This window comes from Massilia frigida (genome assembly GCF_011682175.1).
Lineage (GTDB): Bacteria > Pseudomonadota > Gammaproteobacteria > Burkholderiales > Burkholderiaceae_D > Telluria_A > Telluria_A frigida.
Genome location: NZ_WHJG01000024.1, coordinates 78,850 through 96,358 on the forward strand (window position 1 = coordinate 78,850; position 17,509 = coordinate 96,358).

General features: G+C 64.3%; 15 protein-coding genes and 1 pseudogene. 7 read left to right on the forward strand and 9 right to left on the reverse strand.

Annotated features, from left to right (window positions below):
• Nucleotides 1-75: 75 nt before the first annotated feature.
• Entirely contained in the window at nt 76-657 is a 582-nt protein-coding gene (locus tag F2P44_RS21190) for a sigma-70 family RNA polymerase sigma factor (RefSeq protein WP_229423669.1), read from the forward strand.
• Entirely contained in the window at nt 644-1,615 is a 972-nt protein-coding gene (locus F2P44_RS21195; RefSeq protein ID WP_167089026.1) for a hypothetical protein, read from the forward strand. Before F2P44_RS21190 ends, F2P44_RS21195 begins: the two co-directional genes overlap by 14 nt.
• 6 nt (nt 1,616-1,621) lie before the next feature.
• On the opposite strand, the gene F2P44_RS21200 is transcribed toward F2P44_RS21195, so the two are convergent.
• Together F2P44_RS21200 and F2P44_RS21205 are read right to left on the reverse strand one after the other, a co-directional pair.
• On the reverse strand, nt 1,622-4,501 hold the full coding sequence (locus tag F2P44_RS21200; RefSeq protein WP_167089027.1) for a DUF2135 domain-containing protein: 2,880 nt from the start codon (nt 4,499-4,501) through the stop codon (nt 1,622-1,624).
• A gap of 199 nt (nt 4,502-4,700) precedes the next feature.
• Nucleotides 4,701-5,039 carry a hypothetical protein gene (locus F2P44_RS21205; RefSeq protein ID WP_167089028.1) on the reverse strand — a complete coding sequence of 113 codons (339 nt, stop codon included), beginning with the start codon at nt 5,037-5,039 and terminating at the stop codon, nt 4,701-4,703.
• A 188-nt stretch (nt 5,040-5,227) separates the two neighbouring features.
• Between F2P44_RS21205 and ligD the strand changes: the two genes are divergently transcribed.
• A complete protein-coding gene (gene ligD, locus F2P44_RS21210) occupies nt 5,228-7,789 on the forward strand; it encodes a DNA ligase D (protein ID WP_167089029.1) in 2,562 nt (853 codons plus the stop codon).
• A gap of 37 nt (nt 7,790-7,826) precedes the next feature.
• On the opposite strand, the gene F2P44_RS21215 is transcribed toward ligD, so the two are convergent.
• Nucleotides 7,827-9,278 carry a catalase gene (locus F2P44_RS21215; protein ID WP_167089030.1) on the reverse strand — a complete coding sequence of 484 codons (1,452 nt, stop codon included), beginning with the start codon at nt 9,276-9,278 and terminating at the stop codon, nt 7,827-7,829.
• A 162-nt stretch (nt 9,279-9,440) separates the two neighbouring features.
• Between F2P44_RS21215 and F2P44_RS36620 the strand changes: the two are divergent.
• Nucleotides 9,441-9,774 (forward strand): annotated as a pseudogene (locus F2P44_RS36620) (transposase); the annotation flags it as partial.
• Between the two features lie 273 nt (nt 9,775-10,047).
• Here the strand turns inward: F2P44_RS36620 and F2P44_RS21225 are convergent.
• The 6 genes from F2P44_RS21225 to F2P44_RS21250 form a co-directional block, all read right to left on the reverse strand.
• A complete protein-coding gene (locus tag F2P44_RS21225) occupies nt 10,048-10,500 on the reverse strand; it encodes a contact-dependent growth inhibition system immunity protein (protein ID WP_167089031.1) in 453 nt (150 codons plus the stop codon).
• Nucleotides 10,430-10,732 carry a DDE-type integrase/transposase/recombinase gene (locus F2P44_RS21230; RefSeq protein ID WP_370662731.1) on the reverse strand — a complete coding sequence of 101 codons (303 nt, stop codon included), beginning with the start codon at nt 10,730-10,732 and terminating at the stop codon, nt 10,430-10,432. The genes F2P44_RS21225 and F2P44_RS21230 overlap by 71 nt, the downstream gene beginning before the upstream one ends.
• Nucleotides 10,733-10,749: 17 nt before the next feature.
• Nucleotides 10,750-11,085: a hypothetical protein gene (locus F2P44_RS21235; RefSeq protein WP_167089032.1), complete on the reverse strand. Its 336-nt coding sequence runs from the start codon at nt 11,083-11,085 to the stop codon at nt 10,750-10,752.
• 94 nt (nt 11,086-11,179) lie between these two features.
• Nucleotides 11,180-11,416 carry a hypothetical protein gene (locus F2P44_RS21240; protein WP_167089033.1) on the reverse strand — a complete coding sequence of 79 codons (237 nt, stop codon included), beginning with the start codon at nt 11,414-11,416 and terminating at the stop codon, nt 11,180-11,182.
• 15 nt (nt 11,417-11,431) lie between these two features.
• The gene (ku, locus tag F2P44_RS21245) at nt 11,432-12,430 is read right to left on the reverse strand and encodes a non-homologous end joining protein Ku (RefSeq protein WP_167089034.1); all 999 of its coding nucleotides are present in this window, start codon (nt 12,428-12,430) and stop codon (nt 11,432-11,434) included.
• 15 nt (nt 12,431-12,445) lie between these two features.
• Nucleotides 12,446-13,441: an SDR family oxidoreductase gene (locus F2P44_RS21250; RefSeq protein WP_167089035.1), complete on the reverse strand. Its 996-nt coding sequence runs from the start codon at nt 13,439-13,441 to the stop codon at nt 12,446-12,448.
• Nucleotides 13,442-13,627: 186 nt separating this feature from the next.
• Between F2P44_RS21250 and F2P44_RS21255 the strand changes: the two genes are divergently transcribed.
• The 3 genes from F2P44_RS21255 to F2P44_RS21265 all read left to right on the forward strand — a co-directional run bounded on the left by F2P44_RS21255 (nt 13,628) and on the right by F2P44_RS21265 (nt 17,496).
• Nucleotides 13,628-15,064 (forward strand): GGDEF domain-containing protein, encoded by a 1,437-nt coding sequence (locus F2P44_RS21255; RefSeq protein WP_167089036.1) that lies wholly within the window; start codon nt 13,628-13,630, stop codon nt 15,062-15,064.
• A 120-nt stretch (nt 15,065-15,184) separates the two neighbouring features.
• The gene (locus F2P44_RS21260; RefSeq protein ID WP_167089037.1) at nt 15,185-16,819 is read left to right on the forward strand and encodes a SulP family inorganic anion transporter; all 1,635 of its coding nucleotides are present in this window, start codon (nt 15,185-15,187) and stop codon (nt 16,817-16,819) included.
• Nucleotides 16,816-17,496, forward strand: coding sequence for a phytanoyl-CoA dioxygenase family protein (locus F2P44_RS21265; protein WP_167089038.1), 681 nt, complete (start codon nt 16,816-16,818; stop codon nt 17,494-17,496). The genes F2P44_RS21260 and F2P44_RS21265 overlap by 4 nt, the downstream gene beginning before the upstream one ends.
• Nucleotides 17,497-17,509: the final 13 nt, after the last annotated feature.

Sequence of the window (17,509 nt, forward strand, 5' to 3'; positions counted from 1 at the left end):
CCACCATCGCAATTGGCGCGGCTTTCATGCCGCGCCAATTGCGTATTCACAGGGCAGGCCATACAATGGCCGCACATGCGCGCCACCTTACCAGACGAGCAGCTGATGCTGCGCTACCGCGATGGCGACCTGCTCGCCTTCGAGGAACTCTATCGCCGTCACTCTGCGGGCCTGTACCGCTTCGTCGCCTGGCGTTCGCCGCGCGCGGACTGGGTCGACGAGATCGTGCAGGACAGCTGGATCAACCTGCATCATGCCCGCAGCCGCTACCAGCCGGAGGCCGCGTTCCGCACCTATCTTTACCAGATCGCCCGCAATCGCCTGCTCGACCTGCTACGCCAGCAGCAACCGGTGCTGGCGGCGGAACTGGGTAGCGGCACGGATGGCCGCGACGTATTTGACTCGCTGGCCGATGCGGCGCAGGATGTGGTTTCGCCCGACGTCGCGCTCGAACACAAGCAGCAGCAAGACAGCCTGCACCTGGCACTGGCCAGTTTGCCGAGCGAGCAGAAAGAGGCGCTGGTATTGCAGCAGTTTTGCGGCATGAGCCTCGAAGACATCGCCGCCCTGGTGGCAGCGCCGGTGGAAACGGTCAAGAGCCGGTTGCGCTACGCCATGCGGAAACTGCGCGAAGGGAGACTGAGTGAACAACGATGACATGAGCGACGAGGAGTTCGACGCCTTCCTGCGCGGGGAAGACGATCTGTCGCGCCGTCTGCACGGGGTGACCCAGCCGGCATCGAGCGCGCAGCTCGATGCCGCGATCCTGGGGTATGTGAAGGCGGGGCTGGCGCAAGAGGCGCGGCCGGCGGCGGCCAACGACGCCACCGGCGGCGATGCATCGCCACGCCTGGCGCCGGGCCTGGGCCGGCGCTGGCGCATCCCGGCCGGGATTGCGGCGGGCGTGCTCGCCGGCGTGCTGGGACACCAGCTGTACCAGGGAGGCGTACGGATGGAAGGCGAGATGACCGCAGCCCAGGTGGTGCGGCACGAACCGCCCGCAGCGATGGCGCCGGAGCCGGCGCCAGTGGTGGTCGCCGAGGCGGCGCCCGCGGCGGCTCCACCGCCACCGCCAGTGATGGCGCAAGCGCCTTCGGCGCCGCCACGGGCGCCAGTGACGGTTGCCGCCGCGCCGGCCCTTTCCAAGCCCACCGCGCCGCCGCCTGTCGTGGACGAAGGCAAGGCAAGCGCCGCTGCCGAGCCGAAACAGCAAATGCAGGATAACTATGCGTCTGCGCCAGCATTGGCGCGCGTGCGGGGAGAAAAAGACATTGCGGCGGACCTGCCGGCAATGAAAGCGGCGGCTGCTCCACCGTCGGAACGCGTGGCCGTCGACGCGAAGCGCAGCGCCGAGACGACGACCCAGCGGTTCTCCAACCATGCAGCGGCGCCGGGCCTGGCGGTGCGCAAGGAAAACGAGGCGTTCGGGCGGCGCGCGGACCAGGAAGCGGCACATGCCAAGCGCGCGCGCGACTGGCTGTCGGTGATCGACGCGATGCTCAAGGCGGACTTGAAAAGCGACGCGCTGGCCGAGTGGACCAAGTTCCGCGTCGCCTATCCCGACTATCCGGTGCCGGACGAGATGCTGGCCCGGATCGCGGCAGTCAAGCGCTGATGCTCTTCACGGCTTGACTTCGAACTCTCCCACAAACACCGTTTCGCTGCGCTCTTTCAGGCGCAGCGTGATGGACTGCTCTTTCTGGCGCGGCGTGCCGAACGCCGTAAACAGCTTCACCTGCAAGGTCGTGGCGCCCGCCACCAGCTGCTGGCGGTTGCCGTAATAATTTGCTTCGATCCGGTATTTGCCGGGCGCGGCGCGGCGCAGCGAAAACTCTTCCGGTCCGTAGCCGCCCATGAAATCGTTCGACATGCGCGCGCCCTGGCTCGACAAGCGGTGCTGGTAGCTCGATTTTTCGCCGTTCGGCGCCGTCACCCACAAGTCCATATCGCTGTTGTCGGCGTCCCAGGTCAGCACCACGCGCAAGTCGAGCGGCAGGCTGGCGCGCAGGCGCGGATCGATGCGGCGCACGTCCAGCGGCTTGGCCGACGCCGCCACAATGGCGTTGATTTCAGCCAGGACGATCGTCTCGATATCCGGAAAGCGGCCGTCCCAAGGGCGCTCGACGACCTCGTACAGCGTGTCGATGGCTTCCTGCGTGCGGCCGGTGGCCGCCAGCGCCAGGCCCAGGTCGCGCCAGGACTGCGGTTCTTCACCGGCCAGGCGCTGCACCTTCTCGAATACCGGCACCGCCAGCTGCGGCGCATTGGCCTGCAGCAGGCGATAGCCGAGAATGCGCAGCACCGCGCGGTTTTCCAGGTCCATTTCGGCCAGGTTGGACAGCACCCGCAGCGCCAGGTCGCGCTGGCCTTTTTCCAGCAGGATGTCGGCGGCGTCAAGGTAAAAGGCGCTGCTGTCGGCGTAGTCCGGCTTCTGGTCCAGATAAATGGCGTACACGCTGCCGGCATCGGCGTCGCGCATGCGCTGGATGTAGGGCGCGTTGGGCACCCATTTTTTCAGCCCCATGCCAATCGCTGGCGTCTTTTGTCCGCTCATCGTTTCGTGCTGCCGCACCAGCATCCCGGGTTTGAAATTGCTTCTTTCATCCACGGCCGACGAGAACCTGTTGAAGCTGGCCGGCGTATCCGCCACCATTTTCGCTGAAGGCGCTGGTGCCGGCGCCACCATAACCGGCCGCGAATATTCCTGGGTGAGCGCTGGCGCGACCTTCACCGGCACGCGCGGGAACGTGCTGTTCCACCAGGCCGTACGGTTCTGGAAATTCCTCACTACCTCGTCAAGGTGCTTCACGCGCGCCGCGCCGCGACCGGCATTGAGCAGCTCCTTGCGTTTGCGCCAGGCGTCAAGATCGTCCGCCGGTGGTTCGATCTCGTAGCGCACATAGTCGTCAAGCGTCTCCAGCACGATCAGCGAGGTATCCCGGGTCGGGATGCCGAAGCGGCGTCCGATGCGGGCAATTTCGGCGCGATGCAGGTCGGCGTCCGCTTCGAGCGCGTGCAGGCGCATTGCCGCCCACGTCAGTGCGGCCAGGGGATGCTGCGGCGCGCCGGCATCCACCTGCAATTTGATGGTGTCGGTCTTTGCGCCGTTCGCCAGCGTCACGGACAAGGTGGTGTCGGGTGCCAGCAGGCGTCCCGCGATGCGCAGCATGCCGCCTTCGACCGTTCCCGTGCCGGCTTGGATATCGGTCGCGCCGGTCGCCTCCACGTGTTCGACGCGCATCGGTGCGAACATCAGCGCACCGATGCCGTCCGCTGCGCCTTCCCCGATCCTGATGAACTGGCCATGATGACGTTCAGCCAGCGCCGCGAGGCGGCCGCTATCGGCCGACAATGACGAGGTCATGGCAAACAGCGACTGGTGCGGCGCCAGCACGGGCGCCCTGGCCGGTCCATAGTTGGACAGGCCATCGCTCATGAGCAGGTACTGGTCGACATCCGCTTGCGGCTTCCAGTCATTGAGTGCGCTGGCCCCATCGTAGCGGGTGCTTTCCAGTGCGCGCCGCAGTGCGCTCCAGTTGCCGCCGCGGATATCGAACACTTGCTGCGCTTCCGGGCGGTCGCGCAAGCGCGTCAGGCGCACCTGCACCTGGCCAAGCGCACGGAAGTACTGATCGAGGGTGGCCAGTTCGGCGTTGATGTCGCGTTTTTCGGCCGATCCGGAGCTATCCCACAGCAGGCCGATGATGCGCGGTGGCGTACGCCGTTCCAGCACTTGCGCCACCGGGATCTCGGCCAGGAACCACCTTTCACCGAGGCGCTTCTCGGTGTAGACGCGCGTTTTGCTGCCGGCGGCGGTCCGGATGACGATATTTCCGCTGGCTGCGAAGTCCTGGCGCCGCATGTGTGCCTGCCAGGCGCCCGCAGTCGGCTCAAACTGCAAGCCGGGTTCCAGTCCGTCCACCACCGGGGCCGTGGCGGCGCCGTTCACACGGACGGTCAGGTCCATGTCGCGCACTTTTCCATATTCGAGCGGCAGCCGCCAGGTCGCCAGGCCGCCGTGCTGGGACAAGGCTTCGCCGTAGCTCAGTTCCACCGTGCGTGTACTGCGCCCCATGATCGGATACACGCGCAGCTTGAAGTTGTTCCCCTCGGTGACTTCGAGCAGGGCCGGGTCGACCCCGCGCCGGACGATTGCCTCGAATACGGCGCGGCCACGCTCTTTTTCGACCGGAACCGCAGGGCGCATCTTGCCGCCGATGTCGAGGGCGAAGGCATTGATCTGCTGGCCCGCGAGCAGGGGGAATTGCAGATTGCCTTCGAGCTGGCGCGGGTTCGGGTTGTAGAACACCATGCGCACGGTGGTCTGGGCCATATTGCCGCTGATGACGGCACTGACGGTCAACTGGCGCAGCTCGATCGGCTGGGCCGCTGCTTCGGTTGGCATCAGGCGTACCGGCCGTGGTTCGGACATGGTGCGCGATGCATGGGTGAGGGGGCAAGCGAGGCACAGCAGCGCCGCGGCTAAAAATCGGTTCAACATGGGAGGCTCCGGTTGGCCGGTCGTACCGGCATTGCCTGTGAAACGGAGCATCGGGTGAAAAGGGGTTAGAACGGAAGCAAAGCGCGCTGTTTTTTGTCGAAATATTGTTTCTTTATGGCATTGAAAAAGAATATTCGCAAACGTGCGGACGAAAAAAAAGACAGGCAAGCTGTCTTTTTCTTCTCACTACCGGTGAAACTTACTTCATTGCTGCGTCTTTTTTGGCTTCAGCATTGTCGACAGCTTTGTCGGCTTTGGCTTCTGCTTTGGCTTTTTTCGCTTTCGAATGCGCTTTTGCCTTCGATTTGGTGGCGTCAGCGTTGGCTACAGCGACGTCGGACTTGGCTTCAGCGTGCGCTTTTTCTACTTTTGCATCAGCTTTGGCATCGGCTTTGGCTTCTTTTGCGTCGGCTTTGGCGACCGCTTTCATTTCTTTCGCTTCTGCTTTGACCGCTGGTGCGGCGGGAGCGGCGGGAGCCTGGGCGAAAACCGAGGTAGCGAACAGACCGGCGATCAACGATGCGATAACTTTTTTCATGGTGTTTCCTCAGTGTGGTTATATGGTGGAGCAATTCTTGGGTGCTACAGAGTCACTAACGCGGCCGCTTGCGCATCAGTTGACGCGATTTACAACTACTTACATTCAGCTCCGTTAGCTGGCGAACAGTCGTGCGGCCTGCCTGGCTCTAGACTCGGCAAAAAAACCACCAAGCGGAGGTCGCCGTCATGGCGGAGGCACTGAAGGTCTATCGGTCCAAGCGCAATTTCTCGATCACGTCTGAACCGGCCGACGGCGGCGAACCTGCGGCCGGCGCGCTGACCTTCGTGATCCAGAAGCACTGGGCCAGCCGCCTGCACTACGACTTCAGGCTGGAACTGGACGGCACCATGAAAAGCTGGGCCGTGCCCAAGGGGCCGAGCTACGACACCAGGGACAAGCGGATGGCGGTGCACGTCGAGGATCATCCGATCTCGTACGCCAGCTTCGAGGGCACGATCCCGGAAAAGCAGTACGGTGCCGGCAAGGTGATCATCTGGGACAAAGGGACCTGGCAGCCGCTCGACGATGCGCGCAAGGGCTACGAGAGCGGGAACCTCAAGTTCGAGATGCACGGCCATAAAATGCACGGAAAATGGGTGCTGGTGCGGATGAAGGGCAAGGGCGAAAAGCAGGAGCCCTGGCTGCTGATCAAGGAAAAGGACGATTTCACCAGGCCCGCCGCCGAGTTTTCGGTCGTCGACGAGATGCCCGACAGCGTCGGCAAGCTGCCGATGCCGGGCTTAAAAGCCGTGAAAGCGAAGGCAAAGGCGGCGCCCAAGGCCGGCGGCCGTGGCATGCCCGAGGGCGCGCTCAAGGCGGCCCTGCCCGCATCGCTGTCGCCGCAACTGGCGACCCTGGTCGACCAGCCGCCCCCTGATCCGGCCGACTGGATCTTCGAGGTCAAGTTCGACGGCTATCGCTTGCTGGCCCGGGTCGACGGCAAACAGGTGCAGCTGTTTACCCGCAATGGCCACGACTGGACCCACAAGCTCGAACCGCTGCACAAGGAACTGGTCAAACTCAAGCTGCCGGACGGCTGGTACGACGGCGAAATCGTGGTCCATGACGAGAACGGACGGCCCGATTTCGGCCAGTTGCAGCTGGCCTTCGATGGCGCGAACACCGCCGATATCGTGTACTTCCTGTTCGATGCGCCGTACTTCAAGGGCTACGACCTGCGCGACGTGCCGCTCGAAGCGCGCCGCGCGCTGCTCGGTGCCGCGCTGGAAAAGACGGCGTCCGGGGCGGTGCGGTTCTCAAGCGAATTCGGCACCGATCCCGGGGAACTGGTCGTTGCCGCCTGCAAGCTGGGACTGGAAGGGGTGATCGGCAAGCGGCGCGACTCGCGCTATGTCACGCGCCGCTCGCCCGACTGGATCAAGCTCAAATGCGGCCAGCGCCAGGAATTCGTCATCGGCGGCTATACCGATCCGCAAGGCGCGCGCGCCGGCATCGGCGCGCTGCTGCTGGGGACCCACGACAAGGATGGTGTGCTGCAGTACGCCGGCAATGTCGGCAGCGGATTTACCCAGGCCGTGCTGCGCGACCTGAAAGACAAATTAAGCGCCCTCGATACCGGCGAGAGCCCGTTTCCACCCAAGGCGGTCGCGGGCCGCAAGCACCATTGGGTCAAGCCCACGCTGGTCGCGGAGGTCAGCTTTGCCGAGTGGACCAGCGCGGGGGCAATCCGCCATGCCGTATTCCAGGGCCTGCGCAGCGACAAGCCAGCCAAAGGAATTCGGCGCGAAGTGGCCAGACATGTGGAGGATGTGATGCAGACGCAAACGACGACAACGGCGGCCAAGACCAAGGCCAGGGCCGCAAGCAGGAAGACGGAACCGGTGGCGCCGGAAGGCAAGCTGCCGGCCACGCTCAAGGTCACCCACGGCGAGCGCGTGATCGACGCGCAAAGCGGCACCACCAAGATCGACCTGATTCGCTATTACGCGCTGGTCGGCACGCTGATGATGGAGCATCTCAAGGGCAGGCCGGTGTCGCTGGTGCGTGCCCCGTCCGGCGTGGGCGGCGAGCTGTTTTTCCAGAAGCATGCGGAGGTGGGCAAGCTGCCCGGCGTGAAGCAGATGGACCCGGCGCTCGACCCCGAGCATCCGCCGATGCTGGAAGTGGGCGGCGTGGGCGGCATTTTGTCGGCGGCGCAGTGGAACGTGGTGGAGTTCCACACCCAGAACGCCATCGGGAAAAGCTACGAGGCGCCCAACCGCATGGTGTTCGACCTCGACCCGGGCGAGGGCGTCGATTGGGGCGCCATCCAGGAAGCGGCGCAGCTCATGCACGCGTTCCTGGACGAACTGGGCCTGCCGTGTTTTCTGAAGACCAGCGGCGGCAAGGGCTTGCACGTGGTGGTGCCGCTCAAGGGCAGCCTCGATTGGGATACGGTGAAGGACTTTTCGCAGGAAGTGGTGCGCCATCTGGCGGCCACGCTGCCGGACCGTTTTGCGTTCAAGAGCGGGCCGAAAAACCGGGTCGGCAAGATCTTCATCGATTACCTGCGCAACGGGCGTGGCGCCACCACCGCGTGCGCGTGGTCGGCGCGGGTGCGGCCGGGGCTGGGGATTTCGGTGCCGGTCGGGTGGGATGAACTGGCCGGACTCAAGTCTGGCGACCAGTGGACCGTGCATAACGCGCACGCGCGGCTGGACCACGGCAACGCACCGTGGGCCGGCTACGCGAAGGCCGCCAAAACGCTGGCGGCCGCCATGAAGAAGCTGGGCTTCAAGAAGGAGTGACGTAGCGCGCGGGCCGCCGGGCCCACGCGCTTCACGCTTATTTGATGTTGAGCGCGTCCCGCACGCCGGCGCCGTAGGCAGTGTCGGCCTTGTCGAAGTGCGCCAGCTGGCGTTGCAGGATCTCGTCGTCGACCTGGCTCAGAGGCCCGGCCAGGTTGGCGCACAGGTTCAGCTTTTCCTGCGGCGTGAGGAGGCGGAACAGGTTGCCGGCCTGGGTGTAGTCGTCTTCCATGCCACGCCCATCGAAGCGGCCGGCGCCGCCGCGCAGCCCCAGTTCCGGTTCGCCGTGGCCCATGCCGCGCGGGGCGCTGCCCACCGCGTTGACGGTGGCGTAGTTCTGCGCGGCGCCGCCGTTGTGCACCGCCATCGTGCCGTCGCGCTGCTGGTTGTGCATCGGGCAGCGTGGCGCGTTCACCGGCAAGTGCTGGTGGTTGGTGCCGACCCGGTACAACTGGGCGTCGTGGTAGGCGAACAGGCGGCCTTGCAGCATCTTGTCCGGCGAGTAGCCCATGCCCGGCACCGCGTTGGCGGGCGAAAATGCCACTTGTTCGACTTCGGCGTGGTAATTGTCGGGATTGCGATTGAGCTCGAAGATGCCGACCGGCTGGAGCGGGAAGTCGCGGTGCGGCCAGACCTTGGTCAGGTCGAACGGGTTCCAGCCGGTGCGCGCTTCCCAGTCGTCCAGTTGCTGCTCGGTCGCTACCTGGAGGCGTACTTCCCACTGCGGGAAGTCGCCGCGTTCGATGGCGCCGAACAGGTCGCGCTGGGCGTAGTCCGGATCTTCGCCGGCGATGCGCGCGGCATCGGCTGCGGACAGGTTCTTGATGCCCTGGCGCGTCTTGAAGTGCCATTTGACGTAGACACGTTCGCCGGCGGCGTTGATCAGGCTATAGGTATGGCTGCCGAAACCGTCCATGTGGCGGTAGCCGTCCGGGGTGCCACGGTCGGAAAACAGCATCGTCACCTGGTGCAGGCTTTCCGGGGCCTTGCTCCAGAAGTCGAACATCATCGTCGGCGACTTGAGATTGCTGCGCGGGCAGCGCTTTTGGGTGTGGATGAAGTCGGGGAACTTGATCGGGTCCTTGATGAAGAACATCGGCGTGTTATTGCCGACCAGGTCCCAGTTGCCTTCTTCCGTGTAGAAGCGCAGGGCGAAACCGCGCGGATCGCGTTCGGTGTCGGCGCTGCCGCGCTCACCGCCAACGGTGGAGAAGCGGGCGAATGTCGCGGTTTGCTTGCCGATGTCGCTGAACAGTTTCGCTTTGGTGAGGTGGCCGATGTCATGCGTGACAGTGAAGGTACCGTAGGCGCCAGAACCTTTGGCGTGCACCACGCGCTCCGGAATGCGCTCGCGGTTGAAGTGCTGGAGCTTTTCGATGAGGTGGAAGTCCTGTAGCAGCAAGGGGCCGCGTGGACCGGCGCTGATGGAGTTCTGGTTGTCGGCGACCGGGATGCCGGAAGCGGTGGTGATCTGTTGGTCTTGGCTCATGCTTGCAACTCCTCAGTGGTGATTCGATGCGAGGAGTGTAGTTGAGTCAGCTATTTAGACAAAGGTAATTAATATTATAGATCTAATAGATTTTTACAATGATCTCGTACTGCAGCTTCGGGGGCAAAGCGAAGACGCATCGGCGGTACGCTTCACCCGGGATTGGGCGATGCAGGATACCAGAGCCTTGAAACACGCGAAGAGAATCTCGACACCAAGGTGACCTGGTACGTCGCCATGAAGCGGTCCAAGCGCACGCCGCTGCCTCCCAACAGGCTCGGTCGAATGACGGAAAAGCCGGAGCACTTGAAGGCAGCGTGCGAGCCAAGGTTGAGTATCCGTTTCATGACGTGAAGGACCTCTTTCGTCATCGGAAAGGGCGTTACGGCGGCTCGGCGAATAACACAGCTCAATTGTTCACTTTTTGCGGCTTTGCGGACCCGTCATGCTCGCAGGCCGACAATGTAGGGTCTCGGAAACGGGCGCTACGTCGTGACGATGAAACGGCGACGAAAAGCCGATAAGACAGAAGCATTGGCTGGCTCAACGGCTTGAACATGAGCGATACGGCCAATCGGAAACGCGGCCCTAAAAATGTCGCGCGGCTGGCAGAATCTTCAATTGATCAGCGCTTCCCCAAGTGCTCATTGCCGGGTAAACGATCTCCCGGTATGCGAGGTGCATGATTGGGCAAGCGCCTTCCCGGAAATAAACGCGCATTTTGCTGCCAAATTATTGTTTATGCACGCATCCGGCGCTCTGCCTTTACCTAAGCTCGGCTGGCTAACTCCATTTTTGCGTACAGCTTCTCCCATTCGGAGATCGATTGGCGCAATCCAGAAACGGTACTGTCCGCAGTCGACATGCTGATCCATGGATCGGTTCCGTACTGCTGGGTAGCGAGCCAGTCGCTCCAGTCGTACTCCAGCGTCAATTGCAGCAGATCCCCGCTGCCTACATCCCCGCAAATCAACGGCTCTTCCGAGACGATAAACAGCCCGAGTGCCAGTGCTATCGTCCCACCCATACGCTGTCGCAATAATGTGCAAAGTTCGTCCGTCATGAGATCCTTTATCGGTTTTCCTCTGGCCTCAGCCACGCGGCGGGTCAGATTGGTACGCGGATCAGCGACATTGCCTTGTCCATCAATTTCATCGATCGACTTTTCCAGCATCCCATCGGACATGAATAAGCGGACAAAAGGATAAATTTTCTGAATCATACAAAGGCTCCAGCGGGCGCTCCACGAAGATGTTGTCCGAGGCGCGGCCCCGCCCATCCATGCTGATATCCACGCTCTCCCGCTTCAAGACGCCCGTGAACGTCAGGCTCGTGAACTGGCTGCCCTGGTCTGTGTTGAAGATATCGGGCGTGCCATGATCGACCAACGCCTCCACCAGGCAGTCCACGCAAAATGACGCATCCATGCTGTTGCTGATGCGCCAGGCCAGCACGCGCCTGGAGTACCAATCTATTCTTTCTCGACGACGATGCCGCGACCATATCCGCCATGCGCGCGCGCGAGCAGCATGCACACCATAAAGCCTTTTTCGCCTTTTGCCATGGTCTCGACCACGTTGCGCTGATCGGCGTAGTCCTCCGTGGCGCGCAATTGTTCCGCCGTTTTGCCGGATTTTTTGATCTGTTCGGCCAGGCGTTCCTTGTCGACGCCCAGCTTGGGGCACTTTGCGGCGGCATAGTCGGCCGACGCCATCGCGCCCGCAACCTGGGCTTGAATGGCTTCTTGCTCGGTAACGTCGGCGAGTGCCGCGCCGGCGCTCAGTGCGAGCAGGGCGGAAGCCGCCAATGTGGCAAATTTCATGGTGATGTCCTGTTAAACGTTGGCAGCTACACTGCGAAGCGACGAACATTATCACATGAGTATCGCCCGTATCGGGGGCTCAAGCATCCTCATTCTTGCGAATGCCGCGCACGTTCAGGGCCAACAGGCCGGCGTTGAGCGCGATGAGGGCATAGGCGGCTTCGCCCCAGCCCCAGGCGATCCACATCAGGTTACCGGCGATGAGCATCCAGAATGCGACGATGCGTTTCCCCGGTTTTTTAGACCCCATCCACCATGCGGCGGCAAGGCTGATCGCCATCGCCGGCCACTCAAGTAAAGTAAAGATCTCTTCCATGCGTCTCCTGCCAGCTCACGCGGCCTTGCGCCGTGCCGGCGCCGCCTTGGCCGGCGCCGCCCTCGGTTTGGCGGCCGGCTTCGCGGCCGTTTTTGCGGCGCTCTTGGCTGCCGTCTTGGTCGCGGTGGTTTTCGATGCCGACTTGCGCGGCTTGGCTGGCGGCGTTTCCTCGTCGTCGGCATCGTCCTCGTCGTCGTTGGCCGCCTTGCCCTTGCCGGGCTTCTTTCCCAGGCTTTGCTGAAGCAGCGCCACCAGGTCGATGACGTTGCCTTTGCCGGCCGGCGCATTTTCCTTCTCCGGCATGGTGATGCTCTTGGTCTGTCTGGCCTTGACCTTCTTTTCGACCAGCGCCAGGATGTCCTCGCGGTAGGTGTCGTGGTACTGCTCCGGCTCCCAGTCCTCGCTCATGCCTTCGACGAGTGCCATCGCCATCTTCAATTCCTTGTCCGTGATGGCGGCAGTCTTCGATTTGGCGGTCGGGATCTTGAGTTCATCGGTGGGACGAATCTCGTCGCTGTAGCGCAGCGTGTTGAGCACGATCGTGTCGCCCTCGCACACCAGCGCCGCCAAGTGCTGCTTGACGCGGATGATCACCGTGGCGATGCCGATCTTGCCGACCTTGCGCAAGGTTTCGCGCAGCAGCGCATACACCTTGTCGCCGCCCTTGCCGGGCGCCAGATAGTAGGGCTGCTCGTAGTACAGCAGCGGTACCGTGCCGGCGTCGACGAATGCCAGGATGTCGATGGTGCCGGTCGCCTCGGGGTTCGCGCGGCGCAGGTCTTCCTCGGACAGCACCACGTATTCGCCGTCGCCGTACTCGTAGCCCTTGACGATATCGTCCCAGGCGACTTCCTTGTTGTTGCCCTTGTTATAGCGCTTGAAGCCGACCGGCGAGAAGTCGCGGCGGTCGAGCATGGTCAGGTCGAGCGCGTTGTCGCGCACCGCCGGATACATCTCGACCGGAATATGCACCAGCCCGAAGCTGATGGCGCCTTTCCATAGACTGCGTCCCATATGCCGGTCCTTTCCCTAGCTGCCTACGCTGCCTGTGACCGGCAACACGATGCCGGTGATATAGCTCGAACACACCGCCGAGGCAAGGAACACATACGCCGGCGACAGCTCCTCCGGCTGCGCCGGACGGTGCATGTCGGTGTCCTGCCCAAATTTGGCGATCTTCCCGGGCGGCTGGTCGGCCGGATTAAGCGGCGTCCATACCGGCCCCGGCGCAACCGCATTCACGCGGATGCCCTGTTCCAGCAGATTGGATGCCAGCGACATCGTGAACGCGTGGATCGCGCCCTTGGTGGCCGAGTAATCGAGCAGCTTGCCCGAACCCTGCAAGCCGGTGACCGAGCCGGTATTGATGATGGCCGCGCCGCGCTTCAGATGGGGCAGGGCGGCTTTGGCCATGTGGAAGTAGCCGTATATATTCGTGCGCATGGTTTCGTCGAAGCGCTCTTCGGTCAGGTCCAGCAGCGACGCCGCATGTTCCTGGAAGGCCGCGTTATTGACCAGCACATCGAGGCGCCCGAATTGCGCGACGACCTTGTCGACGGCCTCCTTGCAGAATGCCATGTCCTTGACATCGCCCGCCACCATGACGCAGCGCCGGCCTTCGGCCTCGATGCAGCGCTTGGTTTCTTCCGCGTCTTCATGCTCGTTCAGGTAAAAAATGGCCACGTCGGCGCCTTCGCGCGCGAACAGCACGGCCACTGCGCGTCCGATGCCCGAGTCGCCGCCGGTGATGATGGCGGTTTGCCCTAGTAGCTTGCCGCTGCCCTTGTAGCCTTCGGCCATGAAGCGCGGTTTGAGTTCCATCGACGCTTCGATGCCCGGCTTGACCAGGTGCTGCGACGGCAGCGGCGGCGCCGGCTGCACCGGACCGCCGGTCTGCACCGCTTCCTTGCTTTCTTCCTTGCTGGCCGAGGCGTCTTTCTGATCCTGCCTGCCCTGGATCGCGCGCTGCTTGTCGGCGACCGCCTCGACTTGTGAATTCAGTCCGTTCTGATCCGTATTTGCCATGGTGCTTGCTCCCTTCAAACAGGCAGTATCCGACCGGGGCGCAGGGCTGACGGTGCGCCCGCGCACACTGCGCACGCGTTGATGTTTGCCGCTTTGGTGCTTTATGGCAAACTGTGAGGCGGGCAGACGCAAGGTATGTTGCCACTGCGTATTTATCCCGCATGATTTCGTGCTCAAGGAGACCCGATGGCGCAGCAGATTGGACTTTTTCTGAATCCGGTAGGACAGCGTCGAGTCGATTTCCAGGGCATGTACGCCGACATGTTCGCGCGCCTGTTCATCGCCGACGGCACCGAGCAGGCCACGCTCCTGCTGGGGCAGGAGCGGGTCGACCTGCTCATCATCGATCTCGAACGGTTCGACAGCAGCTTCGATCTTGACGCGATCGCCGAACTGATCGCGCGCCGCGCCGGTGCGCCGGTGCTGCTGCTATGCCCCTTCATCAGCGCCGGCTGGCTGCCCGCGCTGATGAAAGCCGGTCCGCTGGCCTACGCCATCGCGCCGCTCGACGATACCGACCTGCGCGTCGCGATCACGGCGCAACTGGACACGCCCACCACCTCCGGCACGCCCGCCGACGACCTGCGCGCGCTGCTGGCGCTGCGCACCCGCATGCAGCAGGCGCTGCTTGATGTGGACGACATCACCAACGTGGCCGAGCAGATTTGCGTGGCGCTGTGCGATGTTCCCGGCGCCGTGCACGCCTCGCTGTTTCGCATGGACGTACCGGGCGACCTGCAGCTTGAAGCGCAGTATTCGCCCACCGGCCTGAATCTGGCGCGCGTGCTTCACCGCAGCGACAGGCTGCTGCAATCGCCGCTGCGGCATGCCTTTCCGGGCCTGGTCGCCGCGTGCAGCAACGAGATGGCCCTGCTCGACGCGCCGGCCAAGGCGGGCGAGCCGGAACTGGCACTGTCCCTGGTCGACAAGGGCGTCGAGATGGTCATCGGGCTGCCGCTGGGGGCTGCGCCGGGGAGCGCGCTGGCCGGGTCGCTGTGCCTGATGTTCGGGCGCGCGCGCCAGTTCAGCTGCGCGGAACTCGATTCGTTCATGGCGCTTGCGCAGCTGGCCGGTTTCGGCCTGCGCATGGCCGCGATGAGCCGCGAGAACGAAGCCTTGCTGGGGCGCGTGACGCATTTGGCTACGGTCGATGCGCTGACCGGGGTGGCCAACCGGCGCCACGGCGAGCACCTGCTCGAACTCGAAATCAAGCGCGCCCGCCGCTACAAGGTGCCGGTGGCGCTGATCGGTTTCGACATCGACCGCTTCAAGGCCATCAACGACCAGTTCGGCCATCCGGTGGGCGACGCCGCGCTGCGCACGGTGGCGGAAGTGACCCAGTCGGTGCTGCGTGCCAGCGATGTGCTGATACGCTCGGGTGGCGAAGAGTTTTTGATCATCGTGCCGCATACCAGTGCGATCGACGCGCTCAAGATCGCTGAAAAGATCCGCGTGGCGGTGGCGCAGACCGATATCGCGGGCTGCGACCGACTCACCATTTCGCTCGGCGTGGGCCAACTGGCGGACCAGGAAAGCGCCGATGCGCTGATGCAGCGGGTCGACGCGGCGCTGGGCCGCGCCAAGCGCGCGGGACGCAACTGCGTGGAGCTGGCGATGTCGTAAGCTCCGTCGCCTTCCCGTCGCTCCCGCAGCCACCGTCGCTCCCGGAGCAACGAACGCGCGCGCGCGACGGAGGGTATAATCCGCCATCACCGGCGCAAAGGATAGACAGATCAAGTGGGCATGCTGCATTGGTTAAGAAACTACCAGCGCGTGTCGCTGCCCGGTGATATCAGCGCCGGCATCGTCGTCGCCCTCATGATGATCCCGCAGGGGATGGCGTACGCCCTGGTGGCCGGCCTGCCGCCCGTGGCCGGCATCTACGCCAGCATTCTCCCTCCCATTCTGTACGCTCTGTTCGGATCGAGCATGACCCAGTCGGTCGGCCCGATGGCGATCATTTCGCTCATGACGGCGGCCGCCCTGGCGCCGCTCGCCGCACCCGGCTCCGGCCTGTATATCGTGCTCGCCGCCCAACTGGCACTCGCTTCCGGCGCGGTGCTGCTGCTGTGCGGCCTGCTGCGGCTCGGCTACGTGGCCAATTTTTTCTCGCGTCCGGTCATGAGCGGCTTCACCATCGGCGCCGCCATCGTGATCGCCTTTGGCCAGTTGAAGGTGCTGGCCGGAGGCGCGCTGCCGCTGGTGCACGTGCCGAGCGCCATGCTGGGCGGCGGGGCGATTGCCTTGCTGCTGCTTGCAAAATACTACCTCGCTGCGCTGCTGCGCCGCGCCGGCTTGCCGGCCAGCGCGGCCGATATCGGCGCGCGCCTCGCTCCCATGCTGGTGGTGCTCGGCGCCACGCTGCTGTCGGCCGTCATGGACTTGCCGGCGCTGGGCGTGCAATGCACCGGCGAAGTCGCCTCCGGCCTGCCTGGCCTGAACCTGGCCACCTCCGGCGCCCACTGGCGCGCGCTGCTGCAACCGGCCCTGCTGATCGGCTTCATGATCTTTTTGCTGGGGATGTCGGCCGCCCAAACGCTCGCCCTCAAGCGCCAGGAAAAACTGCAAAGTAATATGGAGCTGATCGGCCTGGGCGTGGCCAACATCGGCAGCGCGCTCACCGGCGGCTTGCCGGTCACCGGCAGCCTGTCGCGTTCAGGGGTGAATTTCGCCGCCGGCGCCAACACGCCGCTGGCGAGCATCATCACCGGCGTGCTGCTGGCACTGGCGCTGGTCGCGCCGACCGGCTGGCTGGCGCTGCTGCCGCTGCCCGCGCTGGCGGCCACCATCATCGTCGCGGTACTGGGCATGCTGGAACTGGACACCCTGCGTACCGCGTGGCGCTACGATCGCGGCGACGCGCTGGCCCTGCTGGCGACGGCGGGCGGGGTGATCGCGCTGGGTGTGGACTATGGCGTCGTTCTGGGCGTGCTGCTTTCGCTCGGCACCCTGATCTGGCGCGCCAGCCGCCCGCATATCGCGGTTCTGGGGCGGATCGCCGGCACCGAGCATTTCCGCAATATCGAACGCTATCCCGCCTGCACCGTGCCCGACGTGCTGATGCTGCGCATCGACGCCAATCTCTTTTTCGGCAATGTGGAAGCGGTCAACGCGCGCATCGAGGAAGAACTGGCGCTGCATCCCGCCACCCGCCACCTGGTGCTGGTGATGACGGCGGTCAGCTCGATCGATACCTCGGCCCTGTTCGGCCTGGGCGAACTGAATCTGGCGCTGCGCCAGCGTGGCATCGGCCTGCATCTGGCCGAAGTCAAGGGGCCGGTGATGGACCGCCTGAAAGCGAGCGACTTGATTGGCGCGATGAATGGCAGGATTTTCCTGAGCGCGGCGATGGCGTCGGACGCACTGGCGCTCAAATGAAGGCGCACTTCGACCGGCACGGCTACGCACTGGTGCCCGCCGTGCTGTCGGCGGCCGACTGCGCGCAGCTGGGCGAACTAATTCAGCCGGCCACCGCGGCGTCGGGCGGCACGCGCTGCCTGCTGTCGCAGCCGTGGTGCGCTGCGCTGGCCGCGCGCCTGCGCGCCGATCCCGCGCTGGGTGCCTGCCTGGCCCCCGATGCGCTGGCGGTGCAGTGCACCTACTTTGAAAAATCGGCGGGCCGCAACTGGCTGGTGCCGATGCACCAGGACCTGAGCATTCCGGTGGCGGCGCGGGTCGACGCACCCGCCTTGCGCGGCTGGTCGCTCAAGGAAGGCGCCATGTTCGTACAGGCGCCGCCGGCGCTGCTGGAAGAACTGGTGGCCGTGCGCCTGCACCTGGACCCGTGCGGCCCCGATGACGGCCCGCTGGTCGTGGTGCCGGGGTCGCACCGCGCGGGCGTGATCGCACCGGCCGGCGTGGCGGCCGCGCGCGCTGTCACCCCGGCCGTGGCCTGCATCGCCGGTATCGGTGGGGCGCTGGTGATGCGCCCGCTGCTGCTGCATGCGTCGTCCAAGGCGCTCGGGCAGAGCCGGCGCCGGGTGCTGCACTTCGTCTTCGGCCCACGTACCCTGCCGTACGGACTGAATTGGAACGTCGCCGTGCAAGCCGGCTAGTGACCCGGCGGCG